The sequence below is a fragment of the Vampirovibrio chlorellavorus genome (genome assembly GCF_003149375.1).
GTDB classification, from domain to species: Bacteria; Cyanobacteriota; Vampirovibrionia; order Vampirovibrionales; family Vampirovibrionaceae; genus Vampirovibrio; species Vampirovibrio chlorellavorus_B.
This window is the reverse complement of record NZ_QFWH01000002.1, coordinates 1-18,891: the sequence shown is the minus strand read 5'-3', so window position 1 is coordinate 18,891 and position 18,891 is coordinate 1. Positions and strand designations below refer to the sequence as shown.

Below are 18,891 nucleotides of genomic sequence, written 5' to 3'. Positions count from 1 at the left end.
CCAATGGCTGGTAAACACCGGACACTATGTCCCGCTTGAAAGACCTCCGTTCCTTCATTCAATCAGGATCAAACGTTTTTTAAGGGCGCGCCGTATTAGACTGACACATTCCCTGCTTGATTAAGGCCTTTTCCGGCATTTGCCGAGACTGTTTCCGCAGAAAGAAAGAAGTAAGCTGATTTTGGGACAAAAAGACCGTCTGATGAAGACTTTGGATACCCTCATCGATTTTAATTTTGGCTACATCAAACAACAGGCCAAGCCCGGCAGCTGGCGTCGGGGCTACAGCTATTTCAAAGAGAACCAGTTGCAGCACATTACCCTGGATGCCATTGGCGTGCGGGCCAAAGTCAAAGGCAAGTTCAAAGAGGCCTACAATATCCAGCTCAAGTTCAAGAAAGATCACGTTGAGCCGGTTTGTGACTGTCCGCTGGAAGAAGTGTGGTGCAAGCACTCGGTGTCCGTAGCACTGGAAGCGGTGAAGCGCCATTACTGGCAAAAGTATTACCGCCTGCCCATTGAGGATGAGCTGGTCACCGTGCTAGACTCCAGCAGCTTTGAAGGCAGTTACCGCTTCATCATCAAGCCGGACAAGCACCACAAGCCCAAGCAAATTGGCATTAAGGTGGAAGATCGGGCCAGCGGCAAAATCATCCACAATCTGGAAAAAGTCTTGCAACAGGCCCTGGATCAGGGCAACCGGCAAGGGGAAGACAGCTTTAGCAAAGTCCAGAAGCGGGAAATCACCACCGTTCAGTTCATTCTGAAATACGCCAAAGGCAAGCCGGATCACGGCTGGTTTAATATCCCGGTGGCGGAAGGCGACAACCTGATGCAGTTGCTGTCCCAAGTGGAAGAAGTCAGCAACACCAACGGTCAGCGACTGGCTTTTGAGCATGATCCCCTGTTTTTGCTGATGTCCGTGAATGTCTCCATGGCCGGTAACGTGCTGGTGTCGCTGCACTGGATTCGTCAGGAACCCTATGACGCCTACCCGCTGGAAGAAATCACCCTGTTTGGCCGAGATGTGCCCTGGGGGCTGTACAAAAATCGCATTTACCCACTCTCCAACAAGTTGTCGGATCTGCCCAATCACCTGACCAAATCCAGCTTTACGGACATTAAAGATGCCGACGGCGGCAAGTTTATGTACGAAGATCTGCCTCAACTGCGCAAAGTGGTGGACATGGATCTGGCGGACATTGTGCATCAGGTGGATCTCAAGAAAAGACCGCCCACCAAAATAGTCACCGTGGAACTGCTGGATGAGGCCACCCTGAAAATTCGGGTCAGCCTGGATTTTGACTACGATGGCGTGAAGGTGCCCTTCAGTAAAAAGGCCCCCGAAACCCCGTATGTCATGATCACCAAGAAAGACAAGAAAAAAGAAAACGAGAACATCTACTGGGTCAAACGGGACATTGAAAGCGAGCATGACGCCTATCAGGAACTGCTGGACGCCGGTTTGCAACCCTTACAGACCAACCACTTTTTCGCCGAAGGCGATGAGGCCATCGACTTTTACAACCTGACCCTGAAAAGCCGCATGGAGCAGGAGCAGGATGCCTGGAAGGCCAAGTTTGAAAACGACATGAAGTCGCTGAAGGCCTCTGATCATCCCCTCAAGCTGCGGGGTCGCATTGAGTTTGCCCAGACCGTGGATTTGTTCATCCTGAAGATTGATTGCATCATCGGGGACAAGGAAATGACCCTGGATGAAGTGCAACGCCACCTGATGCAGGGAAAAAAATACTTCTTTATGAAGGATGTGGGCTACATTGAAATTCCACTGGCCGCCATTTTACACATCACCAAAACCTTGCAATTCTTCGATGCCGAGAATATCGATCAGGATACCTACCAAATCCAGACCTTCCGGGCCGGGCTAATTGCCGAATTGGTGGATCAGGGCATTGAGCTGGATCTCAGCAAGAAATTCTCCAAGTTCTGGAGCGTGATTTCCTCCCAGACTTCCATGGAAGAAATCGAGAAGCCGCCGCAAGTGCAGGCCGAATTACGCCCATACCAGAAGGCCGGGTTCAACTGGCTGTGGTTCCTGTATTCTTACGGCCTCAACGGCATTTTGGCCGATGACATGGGCTTGGGTAAAACCCTGCAAACGCTGGTGCTGCTGCAACACGCCAAAAATCAGGATGGCCACATGCCGTCGCTGATCATTTGTCCCACTTCGGTGGTGTACAACTGGGTGAACGAAATCGCCAAGTTTACCCCGGAATTGTCGGTGGTCAACCTGACCGGCAGCGATCGCCATGTGCAATACAAAAAAATTAAAGAGGCCGACGCGGTCATTACCAGCTACGCCCTGATGCGCCGGGATATTCGGGCCTTGAAGGAATACCCGTTCCGCTACGTCATTCTGGATGAATCGCAGAATATCAAGAACTACGAATCGCAGACGGCAGCCGCCAGCAAAGCATTACAAGCCTCTCACCGACTGGCTTTGTCCGGTACCCCGGTAGAAAACCGCCTGATGGAGCTGTGGTCCGTCTTTGATTTCCTGATGCCCAACTTCTTGTACGACAAGGACGATTTCAAGTACCGCTACGTGTTCCCCATTGAAGAACGGGGCAACCGGGACGCTGAGCGTCGCCTGAAAAAGCAGGTTTTCCCGTTCATGCTGCGCCGCCTGAAACAGGACGTGGCCAAAGATCTGCCACCCAAGATTGAAGCGGTACAGTACTGCGAACTGACCGAAGCCCAGCGGGAACTGTATCTGGAAGTGCTGGAAAAAACCAAGGAAGAAGTGTTTGCCAACGTGGCCGAAAAAGGCGTGGGCGGCTCCACCAATTCCATTTTTGCGGCCCTGTTGCGACTGCGGCAAATTTGCTGTCACCCGCAACTTATGGGCGAGGAATTGTCCGGCGGATTGAAGGATTCCGGCAAATTCGATGCCCTGAAGGACATGATCGAGGAAGTGATCAGCGAAGGGCACCGTATTCTGCTGTTCAGCCAGTTTGTGGAAATGCTTAAAATCATTCGCACCTGGCTGGATAAAAAGGGCATTAAATACGAATACCTGACCGGGGAAAGCCGGGATCGCCACGTAATGGTGGATCGCTTTAACAACGATGATTCCATTCCCATTTTCCTGATGAGCCTGAAGGCCGGGGGTACGGGCTTAAACCTGACTGGGGCCGATTATGTCATTCACTACGATCCGTGGTGGAACCCCTCTGCGGAAGATCAGGCCAGCGACCGGGCTCACCGGATTGGACAGACCAAGACCGTGTTCGTCTACCGACTGATTACCAAGGGCACCGTGGAAGAAAAAATTCTCAAGCTCCAGGATCGCAAGCGGGATCTGGTGGATTCCATCATCGCCGCCGATCGCTCCGTGGGTAAAATGCTCTCGTTTGAGGATCTCAAAGAGATTCTATCGCCCGACTTTTAACCCACTTGCCGAATGGGCGGCTGAAATGGCTGTGGAAAGGACTGCGGGCCAAACCCGGCCCCGGGAATGGGAAATGCACCGCCCACCGCCGGTAAAACGGATTGCTGACTGGTGGCGGTAAACCCGCCTGCGGACGGCATCGGTAGCCCCATGCCCGGCAAAGGAATAGCAGGAGCCATGCTCGCCTGAGCCGCATCCACCATCTCATCCGCTGAGCCAGCGGTAGCCCGCCCGCTCATTTTGTTACTCAGGGCCTGTGTGCCCATGTTCACGGCCTGATTTATGGCCAGATCAGTGGCCGTTTCTTTCACAAAGCTGCCGAATCCACCCGATGACTCCTCATCCGGGGCAGACTGTGCCTTGCCTTGACCTGGCTTTCCAGCCGGTTCTACTTTTTTACCGGGGGCTTTCACATCAGCGGCGGCTTCCACCTTGGCGGACGGTTTAGCCCCGCCGGGGGACAATTTAGAGCCCATGCCCTTGCCCGCTTCCAGCGAATTTCCGCCGCCAGCCCCGTTCAATTTGAGCTTGGCCCGCACGCGGTTCAATAAATCTTTCAGTCGCTTGCTGATATTGCCCAGCACTTTGTTCAGCTTGTCCATAATTTTGTTTAAAACCTTCATCAGGGTTTCAACAATTTTAGACAGCACTTTGGCAATTTTAGCCAAGGCCTTGGCCGCCGCCTGCATGGCCTTTCCGGCGGCTTTCATAGCCAGTCCGGCAATTTTCAGGGCGGTACCGGCGGCAATCAGGGCCGCACCCGCCGCAGCCGTAAAGGGATTGGACAACATGGACTGCCCGCTGGAAATCATCCCCTGACCCGCGTTGCTCAGGGCTTCGCCAGTTTTTTCCAGCGTCATGCCAATTTTGTCCAGAATCGTGCTGGCCTTGTCCTGCATTTTGGAGCTTTTATCCAGCATTTTGGATTGCTTGGAGATTTTTTCAATCTGGGAAAGCTGCTGGCTCTGCTGACTGAGCGACTGGGTCAACTGCTGAATCTGGCCTGCTTCCGGGGAACCCATCAGTTCCTTTCCAGCGTTCACCAATTCCTGTTTGACACCCTGCATACCTTCCTTGGCCGCTTTGCCGGGAGAATCCCCGGAATCCTGAACGCCGGGCATATCCCTCTGCGCCCGTGACTCCTCGCTTTTTCCCCGGCTTTCCTCGGCCTTGCCTTCGTCCTTGGAGGGCCCGCCACTGACAGCAGGTGTCACGGCAGAGAAGCCGGAAGCCGGAATGGCTTTGCTCTGCCATGCCCCGGACGGTTGAACGTAGGGAGTCGCCCCGGCCAACTCGGAAGTCAAGGCCAGTCCCGTACTGGACGTGCTGGAGGTCTTGGCCCCCTGGTCCATCCGGGTAATCAGATTTTGTGGGGTAACCGGCGTACCCGATGCGCTCTGATAGGCCTGACCCGTCAAATCCACATATTGCGCACCCGAGCCCGCTGGAACCCCCGGCAATACGGGTAACTGACCCGTCACCGGATCCGGTTGCAATCCATAGCCATTGGCTGCGTTGACGTGATAGCTCACAGTCGCCATACCCCTAAATACTCGTGTCCCCCAAAGCGATCTGAATCACTCAAATCACATGTATTCGCATAAAAACAGCCGACCCGATTTTGTTGCCATGAATTCACTCGACTTGTAACGTACCACCCTCTAAACAAAAGCAAGAAATGGAAATGGCCCGAAAAAGCCAAGATCAATCTTTTTCTATTGTTTGTTTTTATTTTATTGCAAGAATCAGTGAGGCGCTGTGTTCGACCCCTGCGGGTTAAACACCCCTTATTGTTGTGGCGCAATTCGTTCAGCCAAGTCACCAATCGACGGTCCTTCACCCTGCAGAATGCTTCATGCGCATTCTCGGAAGTGTTGTGAAAACCAGCGCCCTATCATCATGGTCTTTTAGCAAATGAAGAGGATTATCCACACATGGGTGCCAACCGTGTCAGCCTAGTGAATAATTTCCAGCCATCCCCACAACGGGTGGACGATATGTTCAGTTTTTTCTCCATGATTGCAAATATCATGCAACAATCCAGTATGCTCAGGCTTTTCAGCTCAGGTCGTGGCGGCGGTGCTTCTACCACCAATGCGACACCTAACCTTGGCAGCGTTGACCCGGGCCAGGGTGATCCCTTTGCGGTACTGTCACAATTATTGGCCCAACAAGGCAGAAGCCAGGTATTAAATGGCTATGCCCCATCATCCGTGAGACCAGGCACCGCCCAGTCAGCGGGGCAGCCAAACGCCCAAACGTCAGCCGGACAGGCAAGCGCCCAACCGTCAGCCGGACAGCCAAACGCTGTTCAGCAAGGCGCACCAAACGGCAATCCAGGTGGTGCATCCGGCATCACGGACCTGTCTGGCTTTAAACTCATGCTCCCCACGGGTCAGGAAGGAAGGCCGGATATGGTGCAGGGCAAAGACCTGAACAGCTATCAAAGCCCTTATTTCAGACAGGAAAATGGGGCGCTTACCTTTTTCTCCCCGGTGAACGGGGCAACCAGCGCAAACTCCGATACCACCCGCAGCGAACTGGGTGAGGCCCAGGGGTGGAAAATGAGTTCAGGCCCGCGTAGCCTGTCCGCCACACTTTCTGTGGATCAAACCCCCTCAAACGGCAAAGTGTCTGTAGGTCAATTGCATCAACGGGGAGGCTCAGGCCGCCCTCCCATTATGCTCCACTGGGAAAACGGAACCGTGGAAGCCAGCGTCCTGGAGAGTAATTCCCCCAGCGCCGGGCGTCAACGCTATGTCCTGGCAGAGAATGTGCCCAAGGGTCAGAAATTCAACTACAACATCGACGTGACCCCGGATGGCACGGCAGGGCTTAGCGTGAATGGAAGAACAACCAAAGTCAAACTCGACCCCAGTTTCAATAACAGTGACATGTACTTCAAAGCCGGAGTCTACTTACAAGATAATGAAGGCGGCAGCTCGGAAGGCGCCAAGGCAACCTTCAACGCATTAAACATCAGCAAAGGGGCAGAAACGCCCAACGCTGAGCCTCAGGCCGATCAGGAGCAAACTGAACAGCCTGCTAAAAAGTAAACCCCAATATCTTAATCAGTCACAAAAAAGCCTTTGGCAAAACCAAAGGCTTTTTTAAAAAGCTGGGGCGAAAGGATTCGAACCTCTGAATGCCTGGACCAAAACCAGGTGCCTTACCGCTTGGCGACGCCCCAATCAAACTGATTGATTGAAAGTTTTAACATTCTATCCAGAGGGTCATCCGGGATCAAGTGCCTTTGCGCAACTTTTACGGAAAATGGGCAATTTTTTTCAGACCACTCACGATTTGGCTGGTGGCATCCGGGTGTCCCAAGCCAATGGCAGCGGACTTCATGGCCAATAAACGGTGCGGATTTTTCAGTAGCCCGCTAATTTCCTGAAACAAGGATGCCCCCGTACACTCGGCGTCCTCAATCATCACCGAGGCCTCGGCCCTGACGGAAGCCTGAGCGTTCTTGCGCTGATGATCAGCGGCGGCATGCGGGTAGGGCACCAAGATGGTAGGCACGCCACACACGTACATCTCGGACAAACTGAGTGAACCGGCCCGACAAAGGGCCACATCGGCCACGGCCAGCAGGGCGGCCATCTCCCCGGAATAAGGGCGCACCTGATAGCAGGCATGGCTTTTCAGGGCAGGATCGAGCGCATCCAGCGCCTCCATGGTTTCGTCATACAGCTTTTTGCCGGTAATATGAATGACCGCCAGCCCCAATTCATCCAGCAAGCGGGGCAAGGCTTCCACCACGGCCAGATTGATCCGCCGGGCCCCCTGAGAACCGCCAGTCACCAACAGCACTTTCTTGTCTTCAGGCCAGTCCAGCCCCAGTAGCTTCTGAGCCTCCGGGCGGGACAGCGTCCCAATGCTCCCCCGAATGGGGTTGCCGGTCACCAGAATCTCCTGAGTGGGCCTGTAACGAAGCAATTCGGCCCCCTCCGTAAAGCTGGTGGTAATCACGGCCGCCTGTCTGCCCATCAGCCGGTTCACCAACCCGGGATTGGCATCCGGCTCATGCACCACATAGGGAATCTTCAGGTCGTGGGCGGCCATCAGCACCGGGGCGCTGACGTAGCCGCCCGTGCCAAACACCACGTGGGGTTTGATTTCCGATAAATACATCCGGGCCTTGCGCTTGGCCTGCTCCAGCCGGGCCAGCCAGACCAATAGGCGAAACGGCAGCAACGGGCTTTTCCCTCGGGGCATCCCGTAGAAACTGATGCCCAGAAACTCAATGCCATGCTGCGGCACCAATTCACTTTCCAGCCCCCCGGTTTTGCCAATGTAAGTGACCGAGGCCACCGCAGGATCGTTCCGCATCAGCTCGGCCACGGCCAAGGCCGGGTAAATATGGCCACCCGTGCCTCCACCGGTCACCACCAGCCGCATGTCCACCGCCTAAAATTCCTCTTGGGGTTGTGGCAGCGGGTGCGTGCGGGAAATGTTCAGCAGCATGCCAATCATGGCCAGGGTTACAATCATGGAGGTGCCTCCGTAGCTGATCAGGGGCAGGGTCACGCCCGTCACCGGCATCAGGCCGATGGTTACGCTAATGTTGATCATGGCCTGCAACACGATGGCCAAAGTCAGGCCAAAAGCCAGCATTTTGCCGAAGCGGCTGGGGCAGTGCCAGGCGATGGTGAACCCCCGCCAGCCCAGCAAGGCAAACAGGCCCATCACAATCAACGCCCCGAAAAAGCCCCATTCTTCGCAAATTACCGAAAAAATAAAGTCGGTGTGCTGAAAGGGCAGGTAATACAGCTTCTGGATGGAATTACCCAGCCCCACCCCGAACAATCCGCCCGAGCCAATGGCGTAGTAGGATTGAATGAGGTTATAGCCAGCGTCCTGGGCGTCCTTCCACGGATCGAGCCAGCCCACGATGCGTTTCCACTGATACTCGGTATGGCGAATTTTTTGATACGCCAGAAAAACAATAAAGGGCAAAGTACCCAGCACAATGCTGCGGGACAGACCGGCCACAAACATCATGGCAAAGGTCAAAATACCCAAAATCATGGTCACACTGAGGTTGGGTTGCTGCAAAATCAGGACGATCATCATCCCCACCATCAGCAAGTTCAACCAGCTTCCCATGCTCCAGATGCTGCGCTCGCTGGTGGCCTGAGCCATCAGGGCAATGGCCCCCACCTTGGCAAAGTCGGATGGCTGAAACTGAAAGCCAAAGGGCAGCATAATCCAGCGCTCACTCCCGTTGGCGGTCGTCCCCATAAACATGGTCATCAGCAACAGGCCCACGCAAACCAGAGAAAACGGGCGGGCCAAGCGTTTCAGACGCTCAAAAGGGAAGCCGATGAAAAAGACCAGCGCCCCAGCGCCAATCACGGCGGAAATCAATTGCTTGAAGAGCAAGGTCAGACTGTTACCGGTTTCCAAATCGGCCTGAGCGGCGCTGGCCGTGAATACCGAAACCAGTCCCACCACCACCAGAGCCACCGTGGTGTACATCAGGGTCTGATCAAATGCGCCAGCCCGGGCCCCATTGCCAACGCCATCCCCAAAGCGTTCGCCGGGGCCAAAGTCACCGCCAGTGCGATACCGGGTGGGATTCACCGAACGAGAGGCTGCTTGGGCGTAGGCTCGACTCATGGCTTAGGATCTCACCGAATTTTGCACTTGGGCTTTCAGGGCTTGCACACCCGCCTTAAAGGCCCGGCCCCGTTCTTCAAAGTTTTTGAACATGTCAAAGCTGGAGCAGGCCGGAGCAAACAGCACCGGCTCCCCATCGCTGAGGTGATAGCCCCGGGCAATGGCCGCTGGCAAATCCTCGGCGAATTCCACGGCGTGATATCCACTGGCTTCAAAGGCCTGGGCAAAGCGCTCCTTGGCCGCCCCTATCAGGATGACGGACTTGGCGTTGGCCTGCGCGGCGGTCACAAAGTCATCCAGCGGGGTCATTTTGTCGTAGCCCCCGGCAATCAGGATGACCTTGCGGTTCTTAAAGGCCCGCAGAGCAGAAATGGCCGCATCGGTGTTGGTAGCCTTGGAATCGTTGTAGAAGACCACTTGCTTGGCCCCCAACGCATCCACCCGCTCCAGCCGATGCTCCAGCCCCTGAAAGGACTGACAGGCCCGGGCAATCAGGACGGGCTCAATGCCCAGCAACAGGGCAGCGGAAGCGCTGGCCAGCACATTCTCGAAGTTGTGATCCCCAATCAGTTGCAGGGAATCCACCGGGAACAAGCGCACCGGGGCTTGTCCTTCCAAATGAATGACCACGGTCTGGCTTTCATCCAGATAGGCCTTGTTGGCATACTGGGCCACCAGATGCTGATCCCGGGAGAACCACAGGATTTTGCTGGTGGTGCGGCTGGCAATCAGCTGGCTGACCGGATCATCGGCCAGTACCACGGACCATTCCGGGGATTGCGGGCCGGTGAATAACTTCAGCTTGGCCTCCTGATAGGCTTCCAGAGAGCCGTGCCAATCCAGGTGATCGGGCTTGAAGTTGGTAAAAACAGCCACTTTGGCCGTCAGGGTCGGCGAAAACTCCAGCTGAAAGGAACTCAGCTCCGCCACCAGATAATCGGGGAGCGGCCCGTTAATGACATCGGTGATGGGGACGCCAATATTGCCGCAAGCCGGGGCCTGCTTGCCCGCCTGAGTGAGAATCCAGGACACCAGCGTGGTGGTGGTGGACTTTCCGTTGGTGCCGGTAATGCCCACCAAGGGAATGGATGGAACCTGACGATAGGCGAACTCCACCTCGGAAATGACCGTTTTACCGCTCAGGCGCAGTTGCTCAATGGCCTCGCTGCTGGGCGGAATCCCCGGACTGACCACCACCAGATTGGCATGGGTAAAGCACTGCTTGCTGTGACCGCCCATTTCCACGGTCACCCCCAAACTGCTCAGCTCATGGCGGAGAGCTTCATTGTACGGGGCCGCTGGAACGGTCTCACTCAGGAAAACACGACCGCCCCGCTGGGCCACATAGCGGGCCACGGCCGCCCCGCTGCGAGACAACCCCAATACCGTGAGCGGTTGATCAGTCCAATCCTGTGTCGCCATAGCCATCCTTCACTTACATAGCAAAATTGTACAGAAAAACGGCCAGGGTACAGCAAAAAAACTGGAAGGTCACAAAACTGTAAACCACCCGATTCTCGCTCCAGCCGCCCAGTTCAAAATGATGATGCAGGGGGCTCATCCGAAAAATGCGCTTGCCCGTGGTTTTAAAGGAGTACACCTGCAAAATCACTGACAGGGTTTCCACCACAAAGACGGCGCCCAGCAACAAGGCCCAGCACTCCAGCTTCCCCAGAACCACCAGCGCCCCAAAGGCCCCTCCCAGGGCCAGACTGCCGGTATCTCCCATAAAAATACGGGCCGGATTGCGGTTAAACATCAAGAATCCCAGACAGGCCCCGGCCACCCCCAGGGCAAACAGGCCCAGCGCCCCCTGCCCTGTGGCCAATAGCATCATGGCCAGGGTAATAAAAGTCATCAAGGCCGTTCCACTGGCCAGGCCATCCAGCCCATCGGTCAGGTTCACGGCATTGGAAGCACCCGTGACAATAAAGGCCGCCAGCAAGGGATAGAGAAAGCCCAAGGGAATGGAAAACCAGCCAAACACGCTGACATCTCCACCGTGAGGCAGGCTTTGTAAGGCGTACCAGCCCGCCCCCAAACCGGCCACCACCTGAACGGCCAGCTTGGTATAGCCGGTCACGCCCTTGTTTTTCTTTTTGGAGATTTTCAGATAGTCATCCACAAAGCCCAGCAGACCAAAAGCCAGGGTCACGGCCAGGGCCACGCCCACCGCCGGAGCGAAAAAATGGGTGCCCATCAATGCGTACAGCACCGCCAACCCCACCAGCAGGGAAAACAGAATCAGCACCCCGCCCGCTGTGGGCGTCCCGGCCTTGCTCTGATGGCTCTGAGGGCCATCTTCCCGGATGTACTGACCCATATAGCGCTTTTGTAAAAACCGAATATACGGCCCCCCCAAGGCCAAACTGACCAGAAACGGGGTCAAAATAGCCACGGCGGCCCCCACCCGTTCCACGCTCATGGGCGTGCCTCCTGAGTGGCCGAAGCGGGGCTCAAGGCCGCTTGCTCCAGCAAGGCCGGGAGTTGATCCAGCTGGTAGGCCCGGGAGCCTTTCAGGTAGACAATGGCCTTTTGCAGGGTAAAGGAGCCACCGGTAAGCTGGCTGACCAAATGCGAAAGGCTTTGAGCATGGCGCACCGGGAAGCGGGCATTGCCAGCCGCTTCCGCCAACCAGGCCCCTTCTTCGCCCAAAGTAAACAGGGCATCAATGTGGGGCTGTGCAGCCAGCCACAAGCCCAGTTGTTCGTGATACTGGCGACTGAGATGGCCCAGTTCCTTCATACCGCCCACCACCAGAAAATGCTGTTGATCGGCTTGGGCCGTGGATAAAAATGCCTTGATAGAAGCCTTGGCACTGTCCGGGTTGGCGTTGTAGGCGTCATCAATGACCCACACATCGGTGTAGCCTTTCAGGGCCTTGCGTTCTCCCCGCCCTTTCTCCGGCTTAAAGGCAGACAATCCGGGAGCCAGTTGGGCTGCCGTAAAGCCCAATGCCTCCCCCACTTTTAGCACCCCAAGGGCGTTGGCCACCATATGCTCCCCGGGTACCGGCAAGGTCACCGAGACGCCTGCATAGTCAAAGCGAGTGCCCGGCTGCCCCTCGATAAGGACAGGGGTGACATTCCGAGCCTCACCCAAGCTGTAAGCCACCGTCTTGCCAGACCACACCGTGGGGGTCAAATCGGCCAAATGGGGGGCCTCCTGATTGATGACCAGCTTTCCCGAGGCCGGATTGAGGCCTTCGGTAATCTCCAGCTTGGCCTTGGCAATGTTTTCCAGAGAGCCCAGCAAGCCGATATGGGCCGGGCCAATACTGTTAATGATGGCCACATCCGGGCAAGCCGCTTCTGAAAGCATGTAAATCTGGCGCAGGCCCCGCATGCCCATTTCCACAATCAAAATTTCGGTGTCGGGCTCCAGGGCCAGCAGGGTTTGAGACACGCCGACTTCGTTATTAAAGTTTTTGTCCGTCTTTTGGGTCTTTTTCAGGGGGGAAAGCGCCGCGAACAGCATCTCCTTGGTGGTGGTTTTCCCGGAGCTGCCGGTAATGGCAATCACTTTGGGATTAATCTTGTTTCGGTGCAGCCGGGCCATGGCCAAATAGGCCATCACCGGGGACGCCACCGCAATCAGGTTGGGAAAGGTTTGCCATTCTGGATGCGTGGCCAGTTGGTCCGCAGCCACAAAGGCTCCCACCGCACCCGCCTGAAAAGCCTGCGCCAGGTAATCATGCCCGTCAAAGCGCTCCCCGGACAGGGGCAAAAAGAAGTCCCCCCGCTGGATACTACGGGTATCCGTCCACAAACGGGCCCGCTCAAACGGAGCGTGAGGAGAACCCGCTTTGCCCTGAGAGGCCTCTAACAATTCCTGATAGGTGAAATGAGACACGGCCAGCCTTTACTCCAAGCTCATCAACTGTAAATCGGCCCGCAAACGGGTTCCAAAGGTCAGGCTCAACTGAATTTCCTGAGCCGATAAGTAACGGGGGAACAACACCCCACTGACCTTGGCCTCCTTCATGCTGGCCCCATCCAGCCTGGCCAGACTCAAATCCAGTGAGCGCAAGTCTGCGGAACGCAAATAAGCGCCACTCAAGTCCGCTTTCTGCAGTTTGAACTTGCGCAAGTCGTACGCCCGTAAGTGAGCCCCGGTTAAATCCACCACGCCCCCCGCGTTATCCACGTAGTTATTGAACTCCAGATATCGCTCTTCCTGGATCAAGTTCAGGGCATGGGAGTCTGCCATTCCGTTTACCTCTCTTGGCTCGCTGGGGGATTAACCGCATGAGGGATATTATAGCCCGTAACAGGCGTTTTGCGTGTCTCGGATTCGGGGTTTACAATGAGAAACCGGAGCAGCTCTGCGCTTTCGGACTCTTGAAATAAAATGTGTAAAAAAGCCAGCTACTACACTTCGTAGTTTCATCGAAGGTCGGTTATGATCGATTCATCGAACGGGGCGCAATTAAAACAGTCCTAAACCCGCTCAGCGACAGTGCCGAGTGCGTTTTATCCGTTCGTACCGCAGTCGGGCAAGGTCATTCAAGCCCTGCTGCCAAGGGATATAGAGTTAGCGTTTTTAAGCGACAGCGTGTCATCACTTCCGGCATCAAAAAAGTGCAGGGAGTTGCTGCTCTGCCACAAAAACGCAAGGTGTCCGTATGGTTTTTGAATTCGCGAACAGAAACGGGGTGATGCTTAACCGGACAAAAAGGCCAAAGGGGCATAGTCAAAACCGATGGCCTGACCCTTCTTCTGGAAATTTTCTACAGAAATCTTTCTGGAAATTTGTTGGATAAAGAATTTTTGAAAGCGCAGTTCTGGATTCATTCGTCTATTCTTTCATTGAATGGAAGTAAACGAGTCACAATAAGTAAGATTGGAAAGCAACCGCAAAACGCCATTGCCCTCTCAAACCTGGCTTCACAGTAGTGTTTGACGGGTTGCGTGTTTTACTTGCCCAAGTGCGGTTGTGTTAGACAAAAGGATCGATGTAAGTATGCAGCAGTCGTTGTTTGGCAGTTTGGCCGGGCCCGTCGTGGCCGAGGAAAAGCCCACCGTATCGCTTTCCAAAGTGGCGTTGTGCGATGCCGTTTTTTCCGTGCTGGATTTGGAAACCACTGGGCTGAACGCCAAGCGGAACGCCATTACCGAGGTCACCGCCATCCAGTATAAAAACGGGGTGGAAATCGGCAAGTACTCCACCCTGATCAAGCCCACCGAAGCCATCCCGGAAGAGGTGGAACTGCTGACCGGCATTAGTAACGATATGGTTAAAAACGCTCCGGCTTTGGTCATGGCCCTCAGCGAACTCTCCGCCTTTTTGGGGCCATCGCCCATCATCGTGGGACACAACGTTTCCTTTGATATCGGCTTTTTGAAAGAAAAAATCAGCCAGAGCGGGCTGGATGTGTTTGCCGATCGCTACGATTTAAGCCGAGCCTTTTGCACCAAGGTGCTGGCCCAAAAAGCCCTGCCCAGCTTACCCAGCTACGAAGGCATTGTGGTGGCCACCGCCGTGGGCTACCACAACCCCAATCCGCACCGGGCCGAAGCCGATGTGCGCATGAGCGCGGCCATTCTGTTTGCCCTGATTGAAAAACTGCAAGCGGAAAACGCAGCCGTCAAAACCGTGCAGGATTTGCTGATCTATCAGGGCGTGCTGTCCGAGCGCTAAGCGAGCCAGCCCATCCCTAAAACTGGGAAAATTCGGGCGACTCAGGCATCTGGTGCAAAGGCCACAATCCGGTGGAAGATTTCAGGAGATCATAAATGGCGGAATGCCCCTCCACGCCTGCGGCAAAAAGGGCTTCAACATCCTGATCCTCAGCCTGCAGATCGAGACTGTCCTCCTGAAGATACTGCTGCACGGCTTTCAGATTTCCGACTTCCGCTGCCTTCACCAGCGCCGTTTTACCTGCGGAAGCCGCATAGTTCAGATCGAATTTGGGGTGCTGGCGAAGCGTCTGGACAAATTCGGTGCGAGAATGCGAGCGTATCTTGAATAGCGCGTTTTCACCCTTGGGGTTGGTGCAATTTACAATATCCCTGGACAGTTTCGGGTGAGCCAACAACTGATCAAAAGTTTCGGGTCGGTTGAAGTAGGCCGCCGCCACCAAAGCTACAGCCCCTTGGGGTCGCTCGGCAGGAGCCGATAAATTCAACTGAGGGTGATTTAAAATGTCCTTGACCAGGGCAGGATTTTTAACAATGGCCTTGTACAGCGGGGTCATAGACAAATCCCCGGAAGGCTGATTGACATCCATTTTTGGATGGCCGAGCAGATAGCGGGCAATTTCATCCTGACCGCAATCCAGGGCCGTCAACAAAATGGACTGCGGCTTATTATTGTTCTGGGGAACCGGCTGATTCACAAACTCGGGCGTCACTTTGGGGTGGTTCAGGATGACCTTTACCACATCCAGATGCCCCAGCATGACCGCCTGATTTAAAGCCACCAGCGTTTGCAGCGCCGGACCGCTTGCCTTCAAGTCAAAATCCGGATGATCCAGCCGGTTAGCAATGCTCCTGGCGTTCCCCACCATACCAGCCAGGGCCATCCTGCGAACCTGTGTCGTTTTGCAATGTCCGGTACCCAAAATACTGTCCAGCATCTGACTGCGGTCTTTCGGGTTGGGTGTCCGCAGAATGGCATCCAGTAAGGACAACGTGGACTGCTGGATTTTGATGGCCGCCTGGGACACGGGTGCCTTGAAGGCGCTTGAGTTTGACTTGAGGGGCTCTCGTCGATAGGGGTGAAAATCGTTACCGGCCCTGCCGCTGGGTCGTTTTTGCCAGGAGGCCTGGAACTGATCCGCATTGCGAGCCCCATGCCCACGATCCTGCTCGTGAAGTTGCTCCGCATCGCCTTGCTCAGCGAATTGCTCGGCCATGTCGGCAAGATGCCTCAAGCGGCTGTTGTCCACTTCCGGGGGGTGGACAGGTGCGGATTGTCTATTGATCAACAGTTTGCTCAGGCTGGTATTCATGGGTAAAAAGGGCTCCAGGGCTTGAATCAGTAAAACAGTTCTCAAAAATCATCTCAATAAGAAGCGCTGGAGAAATCAAGTCCAAACAAAGACAGAATTGCCAAACAATTACTCGTCAAATTTCAGGGTCAACGTCACCGGGCAATGATCAGAGCCCTGCACGTCCATTTCAATGCCCGCGTCCACCAGGTTTCCCTTGAGATCGGGACTGGTAAAAAAGTAGTCAATTCTCCAGCCCACATTGCGCTCCCGGGCAAAGGTGCGCATGTTCCACCAGGAGTACATGTCCTTTTGGTCCGGGTAAAAATGACGGAAGGTATCAATGTAGCCATGCTCTACAAACTTGTCCACCCAGGCCCGCTCAATGGGCATAAAGCCGGAGATTTTCTCGTTCTCCTTGGGGCGGGCCAGATCAATGGGATGATGGGCCGTGTTGAAATCCCCGCAGGCAATCACCTTTTTGCCTTGCTTGCGCAGATTCTCGATATGCTCAAAAAACACATCGTAAAAACCCAGTTTGTACTGCAAGCGGTCATCGCCCCGCCCCCCGTTGGGATAATAGATGTTATACAACACAAAGTTGGGATACTCGGCAATCAGGGTGCGGCCTTCCGTATCCCACTCCGGAACGCCCAGCCCTTCGGTCACGGAAATGGGCTTTTCCTTGGTGAAAATGGCCACCCCGCTGTAGCCCTTTTTGTTGGCATGGCTCCAGAAGGTGTGATACCCCTGCGGCGCCACCATATCCAAGGTCAGTTGCTCGGCGCTGATCTTGGTTTCCTGCAGACCCAGAATATCGGGCTGATCCTGAGCCAGCCAGTCGAAAAATCCCTTTTTAATAGCGGCCCGAATACCATTCACATTCCAGGAAACCAGTCGAATCCGCGACATCAGAAGCCCTTTCTTTACACACTTTTTTCTAGGAAAGACCTGCCCCCATTGTGCCACAAGCACAATCAAGACTCATCCGAGGCTACTGGCCCCCTTGCCCCAGCCAACGCAGAGGGCCTCGTTTGGCACTCCTGAACGAACCCACCCAAAATGCCAGCAAAAACGCCAGAAATCCGTGGGCCACAATGGCACCCGAGGTAGAATGCCCGCCGGTGGCCATAATCAGGGCCAGCGCACACAACCAAAACAACAGCAACTCTTCATCGGGCCGCTGGAGCAAGCGGTACACAAATCGCCCCGGAATGTGGTATCCCCCGCCCAGAACGCCCAAAATGGGCACCAGCCCAATCAGCAATAGCCCTGTGCTTTTCAGTATGGCGACGAATATGGGGCCAGACCGATTCCCGGGACTGGCAGAACCGCCCACCGCACCCCAAAGAGCCGTAAACTCCTGATGAAAGGATGAGAAATACCCCCACGGCACCTGAACGCCATGGCCAGAGGAGGACGAGCCATGCCAACCCCAAACCGCTGAGTTCAAGTCAAGAGGCAGGAACTGCCCTCCCCAAAAACCGAGCAGGACGGGCAGGGCCCAGGCCATACCCCACGAGCGCACCCAACGGCTGAACACCGCCCGCCGGGGCACCACCCCATACCCCACGGCCCGTTCTTCCCGCTCGTGCAAAAGGCAATGCAAGCCGGAAAAGCCCATCAAGGCCACCATCAGGGCCAATCCGGTCGTAAAGGAAAGCCAAAGCGTCAGCAGGGTAAAAGCCGAGCAGGCCCATAGCCCCAGTACCCCGGACTGTCCGGCATAGCGGCGCTGCAAGTAATACCAGCCCCCCAGGACAGCCCATAGCCCGGCCCCCCCGGCCCAGTCGGAGGGACTTCCGCAAACACAGCACAGTCCCAATACACCCCACAAGGTCAACAGCAGTATCAGCCAGGCCCGTGACAAATGTCCACTGGCCATTTTCCACCCCGGAATGAGGGCGAACAGCACCAAAGGCCAGAAGCCCAACGCTTGTCCGACTGTGAACCGCAAGTGCCCTGAACCCTCCCCTAAACGCTCCTGAGTACCCAACACCGTCCGGTTTCAACGCCAGAGCAGGCCGAATCCTTATTCTAGCAGAGCCGCCGTGGGAGGGCTTGCCCATTAAAAACGCCGGGAGCCCGAAGGCAACCCGGCGTTTTTCTCGGATGTTTGTCTTGAACCTTATGTTCTGGTCAGGGCTTGACTGTTTGCTAGAATCCGTAATTCCGCATCCAGTGGAAAAGGAACCGATAAAAAACCATTGCGAAGTAAGGGGCCCATTGACCAGCGCCTGTGAAGAGGCCGCCGTTACCCCACGGCTGAGTCACAGGGGGCCTCTGGACGGGTGGAGAATTAACCGGTGGCTTATTCACGGGAGGCTTGCTCACCGGAGGAGAACCGACCGGCGGCTTATTCACTGGCGGTTTGCTTACCGGAGGAGAACCGACCGGCGGATTATTCACCGGAGGTTTGCTCACCGGAGGAGAACCAACCGGCGGATTATTCACCGGAGGTTTGCTCACCGGAGGAGAACCAACCGGCGGATTATTCACCGGAGGTTTGCTCACCGGCGGCTTGACAACCGGGGGTGTCACGACCGGCGGGTAACCAGTCGGGGGGGTCTTCACCGGCGGCTTAACGACCGGGGGTGTCACGACCGGCGGGTAACCAGTCGGAGGGTTCTTCACCGGCGGATAGCAGACCACGGGTGGGTAATAGGGTGAGCTATTTTCGATTTTAATGCCATAATCCGTCCCGTAAATCGGTTTGGAGACATCCCGGTAAACCGGTCGATCGGTGTAAACCGGTTCGGGTTTGTATATCTGACGAACGCCATATTTATTGCGAACATCGTAAACCGGCTGCTCTTCGTACTGAGGCTGTTTCTCGTAGACGGGGCGCACACCATACGTATCACGAACCCCGTATGTATCCCGAACATCGTAGACCGGCTGCTCTTCGTACTGAGGCTGTTTC

At 55.3% G+C, this 18,891-nt stretch carries 14 protein-coding genes and 1 tRNA gene; 3 read left to right on the top strand and 12 right to left on the bottom strand.

Annotated elements, in window-relative coordinates; translation table 11 throughout:
* Positions 1 to 202: 202 nt before the first annotated feature.
* Positions 203 to 3,412 (top strand): SNF2-related protein, encoded by a 3,210-nt coding sequence (locus tag DF283_RS02440; RefSeq protein ID WP_303673122.1) that lies wholly within the window; start codon positions 203 to 205, stop codon positions 3,410 to 3,412.
* Here DF283_RS02440 and DF283_RS02435 read toward each other — a convergent pair.
* Positions 3,409 to 4,953, bottom strand: coding sequence for a hypothetical protein (locus DF283_RS02435; RefSeq protein WP_303673121.1), 1,545 nt, complete (start codon positions 4,951 to 4,953; stop codon positions 3,409 to 3,411). The genes DF283_RS02440 and DF283_RS02435 overlap by 4 nt on opposite strands.
* A gap of 393 nt (positions 4,954 to 5,346) precedes the next feature.
* On the opposite strand from DF283_RS02435, the gene DF283_RS02430 reads away from it, so the two are divergent.
* Positions 5,347 to 6,468, top strand: a complete 1,122-nt coding sequence (locus DF283_RS02430; protein ID WP_303673119.1) for a polysaccharide lyase family 7 protein — start codon at positions 5,347 to 5,349, stop codon at positions 6,466 to 6,468.
* A 62-nt stretch (positions 6,469 to 6,530) separates the two neighbouring features.
* Here the strand turns inward: DF283_RS02430 and DF283_RS02425 are convergent.
* From DF283_RS02425 to DF283_RS02395, 7 genes are all read right to left on the bottom strand, one after another.
* Positions 6,531 to 6,602: transfer RNA gene (locus tag DF283_RS02425), tRNA-Gln, on the bottom strand.
* A gap of 74 nt (positions 6,603 to 6,676) precedes the next feature.
* Positions 6,677 to 7,816, bottom strand: coding sequence for an undecaprenyldiphospho-muramoylpentapeptide beta-N-acetylglucosaminyltransferase (gene murG / locus DF283_RS02420; protein WP_303673535.1), 1,140 nt, complete (start codon positions 7,814 to 7,816; stop codon positions 6,677 to 6,679).
* A gap of 9 nt (positions 7,817 to 7,825) precedes the next feature.
* Entirely contained in the window at positions 7,826 to 9,037 is a 1,212-nt protein-coding gene (locus DF283_RS02415; protein ID WP_303673117.1) for an FtsW/RodA/SpoVE family cell cycle protein, read from the bottom strand.
* Between the two features lie 3 nt (positions 9,038 to 9,040).
* Complete coding sequence (murD, locus tag DF283_RS02410; RefSeq protein WP_303673116.1) at positions 9,041 to 10,459, bottom strand: UDP-N-acetylmuramoyl-L-alanine--D-glutamate ligase; 1,419 nt, start codon at positions 10,457 to 10,459, stop codon at positions 9,041 to 9,043.
* Positions 10,460 to 10,472: 13 nt separating this feature from the next.
* On the bottom strand, positions 10,473 to 11,462 hold the full coding sequence (gene mraY / locus DF283_RS02405) for a phospho-N-acetylmuramoyl-pentapeptide-transferase (RefSeq protein ID WP_303673115.1): 990 nt from the start codon (positions 11,460 to 11,462) through the stop codon (positions 10,473 to 10,475).
* Entirely contained in the window at positions 11,459 to 12,889 is a 1,431-nt protein-coding gene (locus DF283_RS02400; protein ID WP_303673113.1) for a UDP-N-acetylmuramoyl-tripeptide--D-alanyl-D-alanine ligase, read from the bottom strand. Before DF283_RS02400 ends, mraY begins: the two co-directional genes overlap by 4 nt.
* A 9-nt stretch (positions 12,890 to 12,898) precedes the next feature.
* Entirely contained in the window at positions 12,899 to 13,246 is a 348-nt protein-coding gene (locus DF283_RS02395; protein ID WP_303673112.1) for a pentapeptide repeat-containing protein, read from the bottom strand.
* A gap of 753 nt (positions 13,247 to 13,999) precedes the next feature.
* Between DF283_RS02395 and DF283_RS02390 the strand changes: the two genes are divergently transcribed.
* Entirely contained in the window at positions 14,000 to 14,677 is a 678-nt protein-coding gene (locus tag DF283_RS02390; RefSeq protein WP_303673110.1) for a 3'-5' exonuclease, read from the top strand.
* 16 nt (positions 14,678 to 14,693) lie between these two features.
* On the opposite strand, the gene DF283_RS02385 is transcribed toward DF283_RS02390, so the two are convergent.
* The 4 genes from DF283_RS02385 to DF283_RS02370 all read right to left on the bottom strand — a co-directional run.
* Complete coding sequence (locus tag DF283_RS02385) at positions 14,694 to 16,034, bottom strand: ankyrin repeat domain-containing protein (RefSeq protein ID WP_303673109.1); 1,341 nt, start codon at positions 16,032 to 16,034, stop codon at positions 14,694 to 14,696.
* Between the two features lie 63 nt (positions 16,035 to 16,097).
* Positions 16,098 to 16,880 (bottom strand): exodeoxyribonuclease III, encoded by a 783-nt coding sequence (locus tag DF283_RS02380; RefSeq protein WP_303673107.1) that lies wholly within the window; start codon positions 16,878 to 16,880, stop codon positions 16,098 to 16,100.
* 82 nt (positions 16,881 to 16,962) lie between these two features.
* Positions 16,963 to 17,925 carry a hypothetical protein gene (locus tag DF283_RS02375; RefSeq protein WP_303673106.1) on the bottom strand — a complete coding sequence of 321 codons (963 nt, stop codon included), beginning with the start codon at positions 17,923 to 17,925 and terminating at the stop codon, positions 16,963 to 16,965.
* 200 nt (positions 17,926 to 18,125) lie between these two features.
* Positions 18,126 to 18,891, bottom strand: a 766-nt coding sequence (locus DF283_RS02370; RefSeq protein ID WP_303673104.1) for a hypothetical protein, incomplete at its 5' end; no start/stop codon positions are given.

Coding starts and splice junctions, on each gene's coding strand:
- DF283_RS02380 (WP_303673107.1), bottom strand. CDS start 16,880: ATGTCGCGGATTCGACTGGTTTCCTGGAATGTGAATGGTATTCGGGCC.
- DF283_RS02435 (WP_303673121.1), bottom strand. CDS start 4,953: ATGGCGACTGTGAGCTATCACGTCAACGCAGCCAATGGCTATGGATTG.
- murD (WP_303673116.1), bottom strand. CDS start 10,459: ATGGCGACACAGGATTGGACTGATCAACCGCTCACGGTATTGGGGTTG.
- DF283_RS02440 (WP_303673122.1), top strand. CDS start 203: ATGAAGACTTTGGATACCCTCATCGATTTTAATTTTGGCTACATCAAA.
- mraY (WP_303673115.1), bottom strand. CDS start 11,462: ATGAGCGTGGAACGGGTGGGGGCCGCCGTGGCTATTTTGACCCCGTTT.
- murG (WP_303673535.1), bottom strand. CDS start 7,816: ATGCGGCTGGTGGTGACCGGTGGAGGCACGGGTGGCCATATTTACCCG.
- DF283_RS02395 (WP_303673112.1), bottom strand. CDS start 13,246: ATGGCAGACTCCCATGCCCTGAACTTGATCCAGGAAGAGCGATATCTG.
- DF283_RS02415 (WP_303673117.1), bottom strand. CDS start 9,037: ATGAGTCGAGCCTACGCCCAAGCAGCCTCTCGTTCGGTGAATCCCACC.
- DF283_RS02390 (WP_303673110.1), top strand. CDS start 14,000: ATGCAGCAGTCGTTGTTTGGCAGTTTGGCCGGGCCCGTCGTGGCCGAG.
- DF283_RS02430 (WP_303673119.1), top strand. CDS start 5,347: ATGGGTGCCAACCGTGTCAGCCTAGTGAATAATTTCCAGCCATCCCCA.